This window comes from Methylophilus sp. (assembly GCF_052437885.1).
Classification (GTDB): Bacteria; Pseudomonadota; Gammaproteobacteria; order Burkholderiales; family Methylophilaceae; genus Methylophilus.
Window position 1 is genome coordinate 234,992 of the sequence record NZ_JBQVPB010000001.1, and the last position, 14,463, is coordinate 249,454.

The 14,463-nt window shown below is 51.2% G+C and carries 10 protein-coding genes; 3 read left to right on the forward strand and 7 right to left on the reverse strand.

Going from position 1 to position 14,463, the window contains the following annotated elements; translation table 11 throughout:
• Window positions 1-140: 140 nt before the first annotated feature.
• The gene (locus ACT6RZ_RS01195; RefSeq protein ID WP_444700364.1) at window positions 141-1,067 is read left to right on the forward strand and encodes a choice-of-anchor A family protein; all 927 of its coding nucleotides are present in this window, start codon (window positions 141-143) and stop codon (window positions 1,065-1,067) included.
• 114 nt (window positions 1,068-1,181) lie between these two features.
• Here the strand turns inward: ACT6RZ_RS01195 and ACT6RZ_RS01200 are convergent, their stop codons facing one another.
• From ACT6RZ_RS01200 to ACT6RZ_RS01230, 7 genes are all read right to left on the reverse strand, one after another.
• Window positions 1,182-2,654: a porin gene (locus ACT6RZ_RS01200; RefSeq protein ID WP_444700365.1), complete on the reverse strand. Its 1,473-nt coding sequence runs from the start codon at window positions 2,652-2,654 to the stop codon at window positions 1,182-1,184.
• A gap of 180 nt (window positions 2,655-2,834) precedes the next feature.
• Window positions 2,835-4,103 carry an OmpP1/FadL family transporter gene (locus ACT6RZ_RS01205; protein ID WP_444700366.1) on the reverse strand — a complete coding sequence of 423 codons (1,269 nt, stop codon included), beginning with the start codon at window positions 4,101-4,103 and terminating at the stop codon, window positions 2,835-2,837.
• Between the two features lie 49 nt (window positions 4,104-4,152).
• Window positions 4,153-6,228 (reverse strand): EAL domain-containing protein, encoded by a 2,076-nt coding sequence (locus ACT6RZ_RS01210; protein WP_444700367.1) that lies wholly within the window; start codon window positions 6,226-6,228, stop codon window positions 4,153-4,155.
• Between the two features lie 6 nt (window positions 6,229-6,234).
• Entirely contained in the window at window positions 6,235-6,909 is a 675-nt protein-coding gene (locus tag ACT6RZ_RS01215; RefSeq protein WP_444700368.1) for a YfiR family protein, read from the reverse strand.
• A gap of 243 nt (window positions 6,910-7,152) precedes the next feature.
• Window positions 7,153-8,658, reverse strand: coding sequence for a tetratricopeptide repeat protein (locus ACT6RZ_RS01220; protein WP_444700369.1), 1,506 nt, complete (start codon window positions 8,656-8,658; stop codon window positions 7,153-7,155).
• 127 nt (window positions 8,659-8,785) lie between these two features.
• Window positions 8,786-10,072: a YhjD/YihY/BrkB family envelope integrity protein gene (locus ACT6RZ_RS01225; protein ID WP_444700370.1), complete on the reverse strand. Its 1,287-nt coding sequence runs from the start codon at window positions 10,070-10,072 to the stop codon at window positions 8,786-8,788.
• Window positions 10,073-10,097: 25 nt separating this feature from the next.
• Window positions 10,098-11,132 carry an alpha/beta fold hydrolase gene (locus ACT6RZ_RS01230; RefSeq protein ID WP_444700371.1) on the reverse strand — a complete coding sequence of 345 codons (1,035 nt, stop codon included), beginning with the start codon at window positions 11,130-11,132 and terminating at the stop codon, window positions 10,098-10,100.
• A 322-nt stretch (window positions 11,133-11,454) separates the two neighbouring features.
• Between ACT6RZ_RS01230 and ACT6RZ_RS01235 the strand changes: the two genes are divergently transcribed.
• Together ACT6RZ_RS01235 and ACT6RZ_RS01240 are read left to right on the forward strand one after the other, a co-directional pair.
• Window positions 11,455-13,320 carry a PQQ-dependent dehydrogenase, methanol/ethanol family gene (locus ACT6RZ_RS01235; protein WP_444700372.1) on the forward strand — a complete coding sequence of 622 codons (1,866 nt, stop codon included), beginning with the start codon at window positions 11,455-11,457 and terminating at the stop codon, window positions 13,318-13,320.
• 244 nt (window positions 13,321-13,564) lie between these two features.
• Window positions 13,565-14,443 (forward strand): quinoprotein dehydrogenase-associated putative ABC transporter substrate-binding protein, encoded by an 879-nt coding sequence (locus ACT6RZ_RS01240; RefSeq protein ID WP_444700373.1) that lies wholly within the window; start codon window positions 13,565-13,567, stop codon window positions 14,441-14,443.
• The last annotated feature ends 20 nt before the right edge of the window (window positions 14,444-14,463 follow it).

Here is a 14,463-nt window from a genome sequence, read left to right on the forward strand (position 1 = left end):
CACTCGCCTGAACAGTAATACCCACAACGTAAAAGTAGTTAAAAACAGATGCGAATGCCAGCGTTATTCTTTAGCATGGCAGCCTAAATGAGCACCATGTTCGCTGCCATTCTCCATAAAGTCACGCTATAGAAAGCCATATGAAGTCAATCATCAAGCATTTAGCCATCACCGCATTATCAATGCAGGCCTTGAGTGCATCTGCAGGTATCCTTGATCTGGGTGTTGCCGGTCAGTTTAATGTATTCGTATTTGAGAACTTTACCAGCAGCAACAGCGATGTTGAAGGCGCCATCGCTGTCGGTGGTCACTTCATTGCATCTAACTATGCCGTGAACGAGCTCAATCGTGGCGTAGCCGGTAATTCACTGGTGGTGGGCAAGAGCCTGACCTTTAGCAGTGGCAGCGTGAAGAACGGCAATATTGATGTGGCTGGCGCCAGCACTACCTCCAGCTTTGGCTTTAACGGGGCTTATACCAATAGCAACCCGGTCGATTTTGCCAGTGAGCGCACTTACCTGCAAAACCTGTCACTCAGCCTGAACGGCCTGAACAATACCGGCACTGCCAGCTATCAATATAGCGGTTTGCAGCTCACCGCCAGCAACAGCACTGATGCACAGATCTTTGACATCGACGGCAGTCTGTTCAACTCCAGAAACAACACCACTTTTAGCGGCTTTGCCAACGGCCAGACCATCATCCTCAACATTTCTGGCAACGCATTGAAGTTTGATGGCGGTACGGGCACCGATTTTGGCAAGTATGGTTTCAATGTGATCTATAACTTTTACGAAGCGACCGCCCTTAACACAGGTTCCGGCGCCACAGGTTCTATTCTGGCGCCGCTGGCTGATATCACCGGCGGCTATACTGCCATCAACGGCAATGTGATAGGCAAAAGCTGGAACACCAATACCCAGGTCAATGTGAACGGCATGTTCAAAGCCACCGAAGTCGCAGGCTTGCCAGTGACGGCCGTACCTGAGCCTGACGCTTATGGCATGTTGCTGCTTGGTCTGGGAGTAGCAGGTTTGCTGGCACGCAGACGCCAACATCTGGCCTGAACAGGCCACTAGCGTGTAGCATGCGCCAGGGCAGTAAAAAAAGACTCAAGCAATGCTTGAGTCTTTTTTGTTTAAGCCGGCCAGGTTGCCGCCGGTTTTAAAATTTCGCCGGTTTTAAAATTTTAGCCGCAGCCCTGCCCCTACACTGTTCACATCTCTATAAGTGGTGGCACTCGGGTATTTGTCCCCGGAAAAATGGTTGCTGGTGTAAGCGACATAGGTATCAAAGCGCTTGTTAAACCTGTAGTCAGCCATGGCTGTCCAGGTCTCGATCTTGCCTTGCGAGTTGGTTGAGACCGTAGGACCTTCAATGGCATCGGCTTTGGTTTCATAAAAGCCTACAGAAGTGGTCAGGCCTGCCAGTGCCGGCATGCGTTGCGCAAAGTCAAAGTTGGCTCCCAGGTAATAGACATGGTTATCCTGTTTAAAGCCAGGCTGCAATGCAGAGGTGGCCACGCCGCCAAACACTGTTTGGTCGTACAGGTTATGGTAACTGATGGTGGGTGTAGAGGAAGGCTTCAATTGGTACCATTCCATACCGCCTATGATCTTCAGGTCTTTGGTCGGTGACCATCTGCCAGTCAGCAAGGCGGCTTCGGTGTTAAGCAGGGCTACGGCAATGGTGTCATTCGCTAAAGGGTTGCCAGGCGCTGCTGTCCCCGAACGTACGGAGTCAAAAAATTTGTCGTAGGCGAACTGCACACCGAAGGCACTGCTCTCGTAGCCTAGCTGCGTGGTAAAGCCGTTGCCGTGCGATGTGCCAGCAGAATTGCCGAACTGGTTGATCACGGCATAATTGATTTTGTCATGATCTTCCAACTCGTAAACGTTGGCGTATTTGATGGAGTTTTTCATACGTGAGTTTTCAGACACGCCACCGCCACCGCCAACGGTACCGCTTTCACCCAGGGGTGAAAAACTGTCTGCTTTGCCGTTAGGATCATAGGTTACGGTAATTTCAAAGAACGGGTTGTATTGGGTACCGTAGGTCAGTTTGCCCAATGAGCCGCCATCTATCCCTGCCCAGGCCTGTCTGGTAAACAGCTCACCGTTCATGGATGAGTTGGTGCTGACGCTGGAGTTGGCATTGGTACCCGAGTTATCGGCCAGTGTTTGCGCAGCATCATGCAGTTTCATATCCAGCGTATTAAAGCCGGCTTCAAATTGGTAGATGAATTTGAAATCATGATCCCAGGCTTGCAGCTTGGCCACTTCGCCTTTAAAACCCAGGCGTGAGCCTTGCCAGCCACCATTGACCCAGTTGGTGCGTGAAGTGGTTCTGGCGGTCTTTTTGGCACCGGCATAAGGATAAAAGTTATTCGCTAACTCGTAGCTTTCGGGCAAGGAGTGGTTGATATGGGTGAGGCCGATATCTACCAGGCCGTAAACCTGGAAATAGGATGGGTGGTCGCCCAGCTCGAAATTGACGCGGAACGGATTATCGTCATTCATGAAACGTGATACAAAAGAAGGGGATTCTTGTGTCGCGGTGCCAGGTTGTTCCGCCGGGCTTTGCGGTAGAGCGGCAAATGCCTGGTGTATGCTCAGTGGCAGCAGTGCTAATTTGAAAAAATGGTTGATGGTCATCCGGTATCCTTGAAAACGATGTGACTGGTTATTTCCAGCCAGCAATTCTCGGTTTTGTGTGTGAATGTTAGATGACAGCCTGCTTACACAGACCTGACAAGCAGGAGCGGCGGGCGCTAGCGCCAAAGAAAAAGCCGTGAGGCAGGGCACTCACGGCTGGTATTCAAACCTGGCCAGCGGCTAAAAGTTATGCGCGAATTGCATGCTCAATATATGGGCGCTGCCTTCGTATGTGCCTGACAGCAAGCCGCGGCCAGCGGCACGCTGGTCATCGCTGATGCGTGCATCTTTGATAAACAGATGGGTATAGCCTATATCCAGCTTGGTCGCCGGGCTATATTGCCAGCTGGCGCCGAATGAGAGCCAGATACGGTCATTGCCGGGGATGCGCGGTGTACGGTGATCGTTATCAATGGCTTCATCATCATAAGCGATACCAGTGCGCAGTTTCAGCGTGTCCGTGTAGCGATAGTTCAGGCCGGCAGAGTAACGCAGGGTATTGTTCCAGTGCTCTGCGGTCGAGCCGACGATAGAGTTAGAACCATTGTCGCGGCGTATGACCAGCTCCTTGAACTGGCTCCAGCGGGTCCAGGTGATATCTGTCAGCAGATCCCAGCGGTCATCCAGCTGGCTGAACGTGCTGAAAGAAAAGGTTTCCGGCAGGGTGAGGTCGGCAGTGATATCTGTGTTCAGCGTCTGCGTCGGGCTGGCACTGGTCACCGTAGAAGGTGAACGTACCTCGCCTTTTAAATGCTGTTCAACTTTTGATCTATAGGCCACGCCAAGGCGGGTGGCGGGCGTGATTTGATAAATCGCACCCAGGTTGTAACCAAAGCCCCAGTCATCACCTTTGTTTTTTGCCGTCGTCACCCCGGCCGGACCCAGGTTGGCCGCACTGGTCAGTTCGGCTTCTGCCCACATGGCAGAAATACCTATGCCCAGCGACCATTGCTCATTCACTTTCCAGGCCAGCGAAGGGTTGATATTGATGGTTTTGAGCTCGGATTTGACCGCCTGAAAGCGCCCCATCCAGTTTCTGTCGTATTCGGTTTTCAACCCGAACGGTGTGCCTACACCGATACCGAATTTGAGCTGCTCTGTCAGGTCCTGCTTGTAGTAGATATTCGGCAGGAAAGCCCAGCCGCCGAAATCACCGCCTTCACCGCCTAGAGGCCGCCCGGTAGGGGAGATGCTGCCCTGGTTATTAAAGTCACCCGAGGTGCGTATGGTGTGCAAAGCGCCAACCAGTTGCCGCCCTGCTATATAAGTCATCCCGGCCGGGTTGAAATAAATGGTGCTGGCATCTTCAGCCACGGCAGCGGCGCCGGCATAGGCGTTACCCAGGCCACTGCCACTTTGCTCGGAAAGGGCAAAGCCGGCCGTATGGCCTGTGAGCTGATAAGCAGACAATAAAATGCCTAGCGTGAGTGGCGACGTAAAACGTGACATGGATCCCCCTAAAGCGTGCTTTATGTTTTAAGTTATTTCAATGGCGAAATCAGGCTTCCGGTAACACTGCCTTGCGGAAACCGGCCGGGATACTTTCCGGAAAATCTGCCAGGAAAGCCGTGGTCTGGCTGGCCGAGAGCGCAGCACTGAACAGATAGCCTTGCACATGATGGCAGAGTTTGTATTGCAGGTATTCGAACTGGATGGCGCTTTCTACGCCTTCAGCCACCACTTTCAGGTTGAGGCTGACCGCCAGTGCCACCAGGGCATCGACAATGGCGATATCGACTTTATCATGCGGAATACCAGCAGTGAATTGCTTGTCTATCTTGAGGATATCGACCGGCAGTTGCTTCAGGTAATTCATGGATGAGTGGCCTATGCCGAAATCATCGATCGCAATGCCTATGCCCAGCTGCTTCAGGGCATACAGCACATGCTTGGCGGATTCGATATTGCGCATGACCATGGATTCGGTGATCTCCAGGTTGAGCGTGCGCGGCGCGATCTGATAGTAGTCCAGCGCGTGGCGTATGCTGCCGGACAAACTGTCATCGTCCAGCTGGCGGGACGAGATATTGACGTTCATGAACAGGTCGCTGTCAAAGGTTTGCTGCCACATGGCCAGTTGCTTGAGTGACTGGTGTATGACCCAGGCACCTATGCTGATGATCAGGCCTGAGCCTTCTGCCAGGTGTATGAACTGGTCTGGTGCCAGCACGCCTTTGGTCGGATGGCGCCACCTGAGCAAGGCTTCAAAGCCTATGGTCTTCAACTGCTGGGTATGAATGATGGGCTGGTAATACAGTTCCAGCTCCTGGTTCTGCAGTGAAAAATGCAACTCTTCGCGCAGCGTGCGCAATTCAGAAGTATTGACTTCATCTTCATCGCTGTAAAAACGAAAGGTGTTCCTGCCGGCATCTTTGGCCTGGTAAAGCGCCATGTCGGCATTTTTCATGACTTCTGTTTTAGAGTCAAACCCTGGCCGCAGGGTGGCTATGCCTATGCTGACGCCGATATGGATCTCATGGTCATCGACGATAAACGGGGTGGAAATGTTCTGAATCACCCGGTTGCAGACCTGTTCTATAGTACTGCGTTTGGGCGCTTCGAGAATCACGGCGAATTCATCGCCGCCCAGCCTGAAGATCGCATCTTCTTGCGACATATTGCCACGCAGCCTGTGCGCTACCTGTTGCAGTAATTTGTCGCCAGTATTATGGCCGAAGGTGTCATTGACGATCTTGAAACGGTCCAGATCCAGCAATAGCAGGTAAACGCGTTTGCGTTCATCGGCCGGGCCGGTGATCTTTTTGGTGATGATCTCTTCAAACGCATGGCGGTTCAGCAACAGCGTGCTTTTATCGTAATGCGCCAGGAACTGCAGTTTCTCCTCGATCTCCTTGCGATGTTCCAGTTCTTTCTGCAACTGGGCGTCACGCTGGCTGATGCTTTCCAGCATGTTGTTGATGTCTTTGCCCAGCAGACCGATCTCGTCCTGGCTGGTGGTGTAAATGCGCTGCTCGTAATGGTGGTTCTGCGTGATGTTGCTGACAAAGGTCTGCAGGGTGTGGATAGGGCCGACGATATAGCGGTTGAGCCGCCACATCACAAAATAACCGAACAGCGCCGCGGCAATGGCGGCAACGGTATTCGACCAGGCAAAGCCGATCAGCATATCGACTATCTGTTCCTGTTTGATGATGGCGCGTAGGGTGCCTACGGTCTTTTCGTTGACGACGATAGGTGCGTTGAGCTCCATATCGCCAAAGAAAGGGTAAAGCCATTGCCAGGCAGAAGAACTGGGCAGGTGCTGCGGATGCAGGCTTTCCAGCTTTTTCTGATGCTGGTCCAGTATCACTATGGTACGGATATTGTTGTTATCCGATAGCGGCTCCAGTGTTTTGGTCGCCGAATCCAGCTGACCAAACATGACTGCCGGGCCGATGGAGGTGGTGACCACATTCATTTGTAGCAGAATGCCCTGTGCCAGGTGCGTGCGTAAATTATGGTAGTGGTTACCCAGGGCGAATATGCTGAACACCAATAGCATACTCAGGGTCATCGCCAATTCTGTCAGCAGTAATTTCTCGGCGATCTTCAGGTTACGAAACAGTCTTAACATACTCGCTTAATCGTTAATAATATTGGTCGCCAATTTCAACAGTCGTGCATCAAACACAAGCCCAGCCTGTTTTGCCGGCTGTATGCGCAGATCAAACTGGTAACGCTTATCCTGGGCGTGGATCACCACATGGCCATAGTCAGAGAATTTGTTACTGCCGTGTACCACGGTCAGTACCGCGTCTTTTTGAATGGACTGCTGTAATTCCAGCGGTTTTTGTGGAATAAAGTCCTGAATATACAACAGATTGCAGCGTTTCACGTCAGCGATCGTTTTCAGCGGTAGTAAGAACAGCGGCAGATTCTGTAATTTTTGGGATTCCAGGGTGCTGGATTGCAGATAGCCTATATCCTCTTCAAACGCACAGATATTGTAGCTTTCCTGAGGCAGGCGGTTGGGTGTCTGGCTCAGCAGGGCAAGGTTAAAGATCAGTTCAGAAGTGGTTTCACGCATGTCGGGTGGCGCGGAAGCCGCCCAGCCGGGATGGGGCGCTGTCAGCCCCAGGCATGAGAGCATGAATGTCAGGGCCGGGCGTATGGCAGCATAGGCGCCCGGGTGTAGCCGGTTCTTATCGCGGCGGCCTGGTTGCAGCATGGCGGGTAAAGAATGAGAGAGATAGCCGGGGGAAACTGAGCTGACCAGGCCAGGGCGCTGCGTTCTCCTGCAAAAGCTTGGTTTCATTTTCAGGCTGAACTCCCTTGGCGTGTCATCGGAGAGCGCCACTGACCAGCTTTAAACAGGTGCAGGCCATGAGCGCTTAACAATGAAACATCATACCTTGTGGCGCAAAATCTACAATCTAAAACACTGATAAATTCTGTATGTATATGATAATCAAATTATTTTAGTGTTATTTGCGGATTAGGCCGCGCCTGCCGTGGCGCGGGCGCGCACATCAGATATCTATGCCTCAGCAGTCGCTGGTCAGTACTGGCTGCGTGCGGTTTGCAGGTGGCTGGCGGGTTTTAAATCAAAGGCGACGCAGATGCGGTTGGCCTCGGCATGAAAAGGGATAGTGCGGTGAAACAGCGAAGAAGGGAACAGCACGATATCGCCTATGCCAGGCTTGATAAAGCGGGTGGGGAAATCATCATGCAACTTAGGGTAACTGTCGCCATGCGTGCCATATTCAAAAGCGCCTTCTTTAGGATCGGCAGTCTCGGGCATGGCCAGGTAAACCGCACCGCTGATCCAGCCTATCTCATGGATATGCGCATCCAGGTGGCCGCCTTTCTGCATATTGACATACCACGAGCTGGTAAACTCCAGTTCTGCAGGAAAGTGCGTGATCAGTGCGCACTGCGCCTGCTGGAAATGTTGCTGGTAAAGCCTGAACTCGCGTTTGACCAGTTCTCCCAGCGTGCGGAAAGCCGCTTCCGGGCGCTTGAACAGATTGCCCGCCGATTGCTTGCCATTGGTCAGGCGCGCCTGTTTGCGTTCTGCGATATCCGTCTGTGCGATATTGTCGAGCAGCTCAGCCAGTAGCGGGCTGCCAGGCGCCAGTTCAGGCAGGCGCCGGTGATAAACGAATTCCAGCCCGTTGGCACAGAACTGGTAAGGGTCGGCTTCGCCGTGATTGATGCTGTAATGGCTAGACAGGGTGGCAATAAACGGTGCGGTATGCGGGCCTTGCGCGATCACCTCGGCGCGCAGCTGCTTAAAGGCCTCAAACTTTTCTGCCTGATAGAGGCAATACAATACCCGCGATTGCCAGTCATCCAGCTGCGAGCGTTCAAAGTAAGGGATCGCTTCTTCATGACGCTTTGCCAGATAAAGAAACTCGCCCATATTGTAATTGGCACCCGCATGCTCGGGGTTGCGCTGCAACGCTTGCTGGTAATGCTGCACCGCGAGCGTCATATCGCCCTGGTCGCGCCAGGTTTCTCCAAGGTTGTTGTAGGCATCGGTGTAATTGGGGAACAGCTCAATGGCGCGTTGGTAACTGCGCACCGCCTCATGCAATTGCCCCTGGTCGCGGTAGGCAGTGCCTAAATTAAAATGGCCGCGCGCATCTTGCGGCTGCATGCGCAAGCCGGTCTGGTAGCTGCTGATGGCTTCTTCCAGGCGGCCCTGTTTTTGTAACAGAGTGCCCAGATTGCCGTGCGCCTCAAAAAATTGCGGGTTTAGCGTAATGGCTTTGCGGTAGGCTTGTTCTGCCTGGGGCAGCTGGTTCAGATGCGTCAGTACAATGGCATGGTTGAACCAGAGTTCAACGTTATTCGGTTGCAGCTTGAGTGCCTGGGCATACGCCAGCGCCGCCTCGGGGTATTGCTGGCTTTGATCCAGTGCCAGTGCCAGCAGATGGTGCAAAATGAACTCACGCGGAAACTGCGCCACCAGCTGGCGTGCACGCTGCACCACGCTGGCAAATTGTTGCGCCTGCAACTGCTGTATCAGTGCATTGATTTCTTGTGGGAGGGAGAGTGCCATGATGCGTCATTCCTAAGGTTGTTACAATTTTGTAACATATCTTACAATTCCGCAAGGCTCACTCGCTTTGAGTTAAGACAACAACTGGTGACTTAGTCGTTTTAAAACAGTATGAATGAACGTAGCATCATGTTGGGGCACTATTGATCTGGGCGTGACTGGATAACTGTTTGAGCAGGCGTACGGCTATCTTGGGTTCTTCCTGTAACAAGTCCTCTATGCATTCGGTAGCTATCTCTATCACCGCCGCCTGTTCAGACACCACGACTGCACTGGCGGTGACCGGCTGCGCAGAAAACAAGGCGATATCGCCAAAGAAATCGCCGTATTGCAAGATGCGTATGGTTTTGTCTGCGCCATCCGGCGAGCGTTGCACCAGGTGCAGCGTGCCCTCTACCACCATATAATAATGATGGTTGGCGTCGCCCTGGTTGAAAATGTAACTGCCGTTGCTATAAGTCTGGCCGTATTTATGCATCAGGGTCTGCAAGTAATGTTGCTGGTTGGGAATGTCATCAAACAGCCCTTTCAGCAGCAATACGTCTTTTTGCCTGAGGGTGACCATCAGCTCAAAGCCGATCAGGAAGATAGCAAAATTCAGGTACAGCCAGCTGATGGAAACGAACATGGCTTTCATGCTGCCGAACACCGCCCCGAAATTTTTGTTCACACTGAGAAACAGGCCGAACGCCGGGCGCATCAGCAGCCACAAGCCGGCGGTGAGTAGTGCGGATAATAATAAATGGCGCCATTGCACATGCAAGGGGCAGAACGTGCGGTAAAACCCGGCGATCAGCAGTGTGGTCAGCAGCAGCGAGAGCAGCGCGCCGACCAAGTTGATCAGGGCAGAGGGCAGATGCACCGCCAGAAAAACAATCACTGATTCGAGCACAAAGCCCGCTGCGGTAAACAGAAAGAACACCAGCAGCACACCCAGCACCGCCAGCACATCGCGGAATTTCTTGTTCCAGAAAGACGGCACATCATGGCGGCTGGCGATCTGGTAAAAGCTGGAGCGCATGGCCGCCGCCAGCGGCGTGATGGTCCATAACAGGATAAAGAAGCCCAGCGCGCCCCAGGCGGCTTTGGTCTGCGTGTTGTTGTACACCTCTATCATGATGCGCTGGCTGAATTCTGGTAGCAGGTTGCTGGTCAGTATCGCCAGCTTGACGATGGCGTAGTCTGATGAATACACCATATGGCTGATTAAAAAGAAGATCAGGATGATCAGCGGGATCAGCGCGAACAGTGCATAAAAGGACAATGCGGCAGAAAGCCCCATCAGTCTGTGCCTGCTCACGCCTTGCAGCGTGGTCTTAATGACAAATAGCGGCGTGGAATACACATAAGGCAGAAAAAATTGCCTGAGCGCGTGCCAGTGGCGCTTTAACCTGTTCACCCCTGCTGTCAGCATCAATAAGACCCCATCGCCCGCTGAGTTACACGGCCACCAGCGCTTTGTAGCGCTCTGTCGCTGCCAGCAATGCCTGGCAAGTACCTTGCTCCATGGCTGAATGGCCGGCGTCCGCCACCATCACCAGGCTGGCATGCGGCATGGCCTGGGCGAGTTGCCAGGCGGTTTGTGGCGGGCACACCATATCATAGCGGCCTTGCACTATGGTGGTCGGGATCTGGCTTAATGTGGTGGCTGCCAGCTGCAGCAATTGTTCGCCATCGATAAAACACAAGTGCTGTATGTAATGGATCTGCACGCGTGCCCGGGCCAGTTCGGTGGGGCCGTCTACCGCCGCGCTGTCTTTGGCCGCTGCCGCTTTGGCTGGCGTCGCGTCCGCTGATGTGGCGTTGGTTTTAGCCTGGCTGGATGACTCTGTGGCTTCTGGTTTGGGGAGCAGGCTCATGATGCTGGATTCAAAAGCATTCCAGCGTATGGCTGCCGGAATACTGATGGCAGGGTCGGTATTGAATACCAGTCTGGCGTAGTAATCCAGGATATTTTCCCGCTGGCTTAGGGGCACACCGGCTACCAGCGTATGCCAGGCTTCCGGGAAGAATAAGGCCACCTCGCCCAAAAACCACCTGATCTCCTGTGGCCGGCTTAAAAATATACCTCTTAATGTCAGGCTGATGATGTCAGCAGGGTGCCGGGTGGCATAGGCCAGTGCCAGCGTGCTGCCCCAGGAGCCGCCGAACACATGCCACTGCCGGATATTCAGGTGCTGGCGTATGGCTTCTATGTCTTCAACCAGTGTCTGTGTGGTGTTGTCCTGTGTTTCGCCAGCTGGCTGGCTACGGCCGCAGCCGCGTTGATCAAACAATATGATGCGGTAATACGCCGGGTCAAAAAAGCGGCGCTGTGCCGGGTTGCAACCACTGCCGGGCCCGCCATGCAAAAAAATGACAGGCACACCCTGGGCATTGCCACATTGTTCGACATAGACCGCATGCGTGGCGCTGACTTTTAACAGTTCATGCTGGTATGGCGTGCATTCCGGGTAAAGACTCAAATGATTCATAAAGCGTATTTTTTCTAGGCTGGTAGATTAACTATCTGATTTTTAGGATTTTTTTTCAAGCAGATTTTGCTAAAAAAGAATAACAAAAACAAAGCTGAAAAAAGTGTAACCAATTTGTAACTAAAGTGTTGCAATTGAAAACAAATTGTTCTATATTGCAATCCTCATATGCGGCAAAGTGTGAATTTCTGCAGTTAGTCGGGAAATTTTCCCTAGCCGGTATTGTGTAAAGTATGCGAACAATTTAGTACTCCAATCCTAGTGGATGCAAGTTGAATGTGTACTTAATATTAAACCCTTAGTATCAACTTTGGAGATCAATATGCAAGTTAATAAAATCAAACTGGCTTTGGGCCTGGTAGCAGCGTTGCCTTTAGTGGCATTTGCTGCAGCAGACCAAGAAGCTGCATTGAAAGATGCGAACAACTGGGCTCACCCACGCGGTCAACATAATAACCAAGGTTACAGCGCGCTGTCACAAGTAAACAAAGGCAACGTTAAGAACCTGAAAGCTGCATGGACATTCGCTACCGGTGTAAACCGTGGTCACGAAGGTTCTCCAGTTGTAGTGGGCAACATGATGTATCTGCACACTGCTTTCCCAAACAACGTATACGCTCTGGATCTGAACGATAACCAAAAAATCGTTTGGTCCTATTTCCCGAAACAAGACCCTAGCGTTCAAGCAGTTCTGTGCTGTGACAACGTTTCTCGTGGTCTGGGCTACGGCGACGGTAAAATCTTCCTGCAACAGAACGACGGCGTTCTGATCGCTCTGGATGCAAAAACCGGTGCTAAAGTATGGGATGTTAAAAACACTGATCCTAAAGTCGGTGCTACTAACACTAACGCTCCACACGTGATCAAAGACAAAGTATTGACCGGTTGTTCAGGTGCTGAATTCGGCGTACGTTGCTTTATCGCTGCATACAACCTGAAAGATGGCTCATTGGCATGGAAAGCTTACTCAGCTGGTCCAGACAGCGAATCATTGATCGGTGCTGACTTCAACAAAGAAAACCCACAATACAGTGCTCTGTCAGTTTACCAAGACGTAAACGGCGGTAACAAAGAAGGTGGTTCTTTCAAAAAGATCCCTAACGACCAACTGAAAACAGGTGAAAAAGAATTGGGTACACGTACCTGGTTGAAACCACAAGCTGTTAAAGATGGCTGGCAACATGGTGGCGGTTCCGTATGGGGCTGGTGGCCATATGATGCAAAAACAAACCTGGTTTACTACGGTACTGGTAACCCATCCGTTTGGAACCCAGATGTACGTCCAGGCGACAACAAATGGTCTATGACTATTTTTGCTCGTGACTTAGACACTGGCGTGGCTAAATGGGGCATGCAAATGACTCCGCACGATGAGTGGGACTACGATGGTATTAACGAAGTGATCCTGTTCGACAAAGGTGGCAAAACATACGCATGGCACCATGACCGTAACGGCTTCCTGTACACATGGCAAGCAGGTAACGGTACATTGGTTGCAGCTGAAAAAGTGCATCCATTCGTTAACTGGGCTAACAACGTTGACCTGAAAACTGGTGTGCCAGACAAATTGGCATCAGCTTCTACTCACCAAGACTACAACGCTAAGGGTGTTTGCCCAGCTGCTTTGGGTACTAAAGACCAACAGCCTGCTGCTTACTCACCAAAAACAGGTTTGGTATACACACCATTGAACCACGTGTGTATGACATACGAGCCAGTTGAATCCAAATACGTTGCTGGTCAACCATGGGTTGGTGCTACATTGACTATGTTTGCTGGTCCTGACGGCGTAATGGGTGGCTTCGGCGCTTATGATCCAATGACCAACAAAAAAGTTTGGTACAACAAAGAGAAATTCTCTGCTTGGGGTGGTGCTTTGACTACTTCTACTAACATTGTGTTCTACGGTACTTTGGATCGTTGGTTCAAAGCTGTTGATGCACAAAACGGTAAAGAGCTGTGGAAATTCCAAGTGGGTTCCGGTGTTATCGGTAACGCATTCACATACGGTAACAAAGGTAAACAATACGTTGGTGTCTTCTCCGGTATCGGTGGTTGGGCTGGCGTTGCGATGAACCTGGGTATGACTAACGACACAGACGCACTGGGTGCTGCTGGTGGTTACAAAGAGTTGACCAAGTACAACGCTGCTCCTGGCGGCGGTGCACTGAATGTATTCTCACTGTAATTTGAAATTTATTTCAAGTTAACTTAAGAAATACGTTGACTCCTCTAACACCCTGCTTCGGCAGGGTGTTTTTTTTCATGAAATTCATGATTCGTAAAAGCATTAAAAATTAAAATAGGTTTTGGCAACAAATAGAAACTTATTCACGATAAGATGATGGCTCTTGTCGGGTGTTGGCAGAACTTTTAGCTTTTAAAAACACTCCAAACACGACAGGTAAAATCACAATAAGGATGAAATCAAGATGAAAATGACATGGAAGTTATTGGGTGCGATCGGGTTGGTATGGGCAGCACAAACAACGGTGCTGGCAGAGGAAATAGAAATTCCATCCATTAACCCGGATGAAGGCCGTATCGGCGAAGTACGTCGCGTAGCAGATGAATCAGAATTCAAGGTCTGTTCTGACCCTGACAACATGCCTTACTCCAATATCAAGCTGGAAGGTTTTGAAGACAAGATCGCCAAAGTGCTGGCAGATGATCTCGGCAAGAAACTGACTTTCCAGTATGCCTATAACCGCCAGGGTTTTTTGCGTAACACTATTAATGCCATGCGATGTGATGTGATCATCGGCATGACCTCTGACTTTGACGGTCTGCGTACCTCCAAACCTTATTACCGTTCTGGCCATGTGTTCGTCTGGCGCAAGGACAGCAACTACGATATCACCAACTGGGATTCACCAGACCTGAAAAAAGGCATCATCGGTATCGTCGGCCAAAGCCCGGCTACTATTCCCCTGAATGATTACAACCTGATGACCAATGCGCGTCCTTATCGTATGCAACGCGATTTGAATCTGCCAACCAGCTTTATGATCGATGACCTTGCTGCCGGCAAGATCGATGTGGCGATCATGTGGGCGCCGATTGCTGGCTATTACGCCAAACAATCCAAAGTGCCACTCGAATTGCGCATGATCCCTGAATACAACAAAGTCAACCTCAAGGGTAAAGAGTACTGGAATATCTCGGTTGCTGTGAGGATGAAAGATAAAGACCGCATCAAAATGATCAACGAAGCGCTGGAGCGCAATAAAGACAAGATCGATGCCATCCTGAAAGATTATGGCATTCCTACTGTGCCGGTCGTTGAAGGCGATAGTGTGTACAAAAAATAACACTGAAATGAAAAATTTTT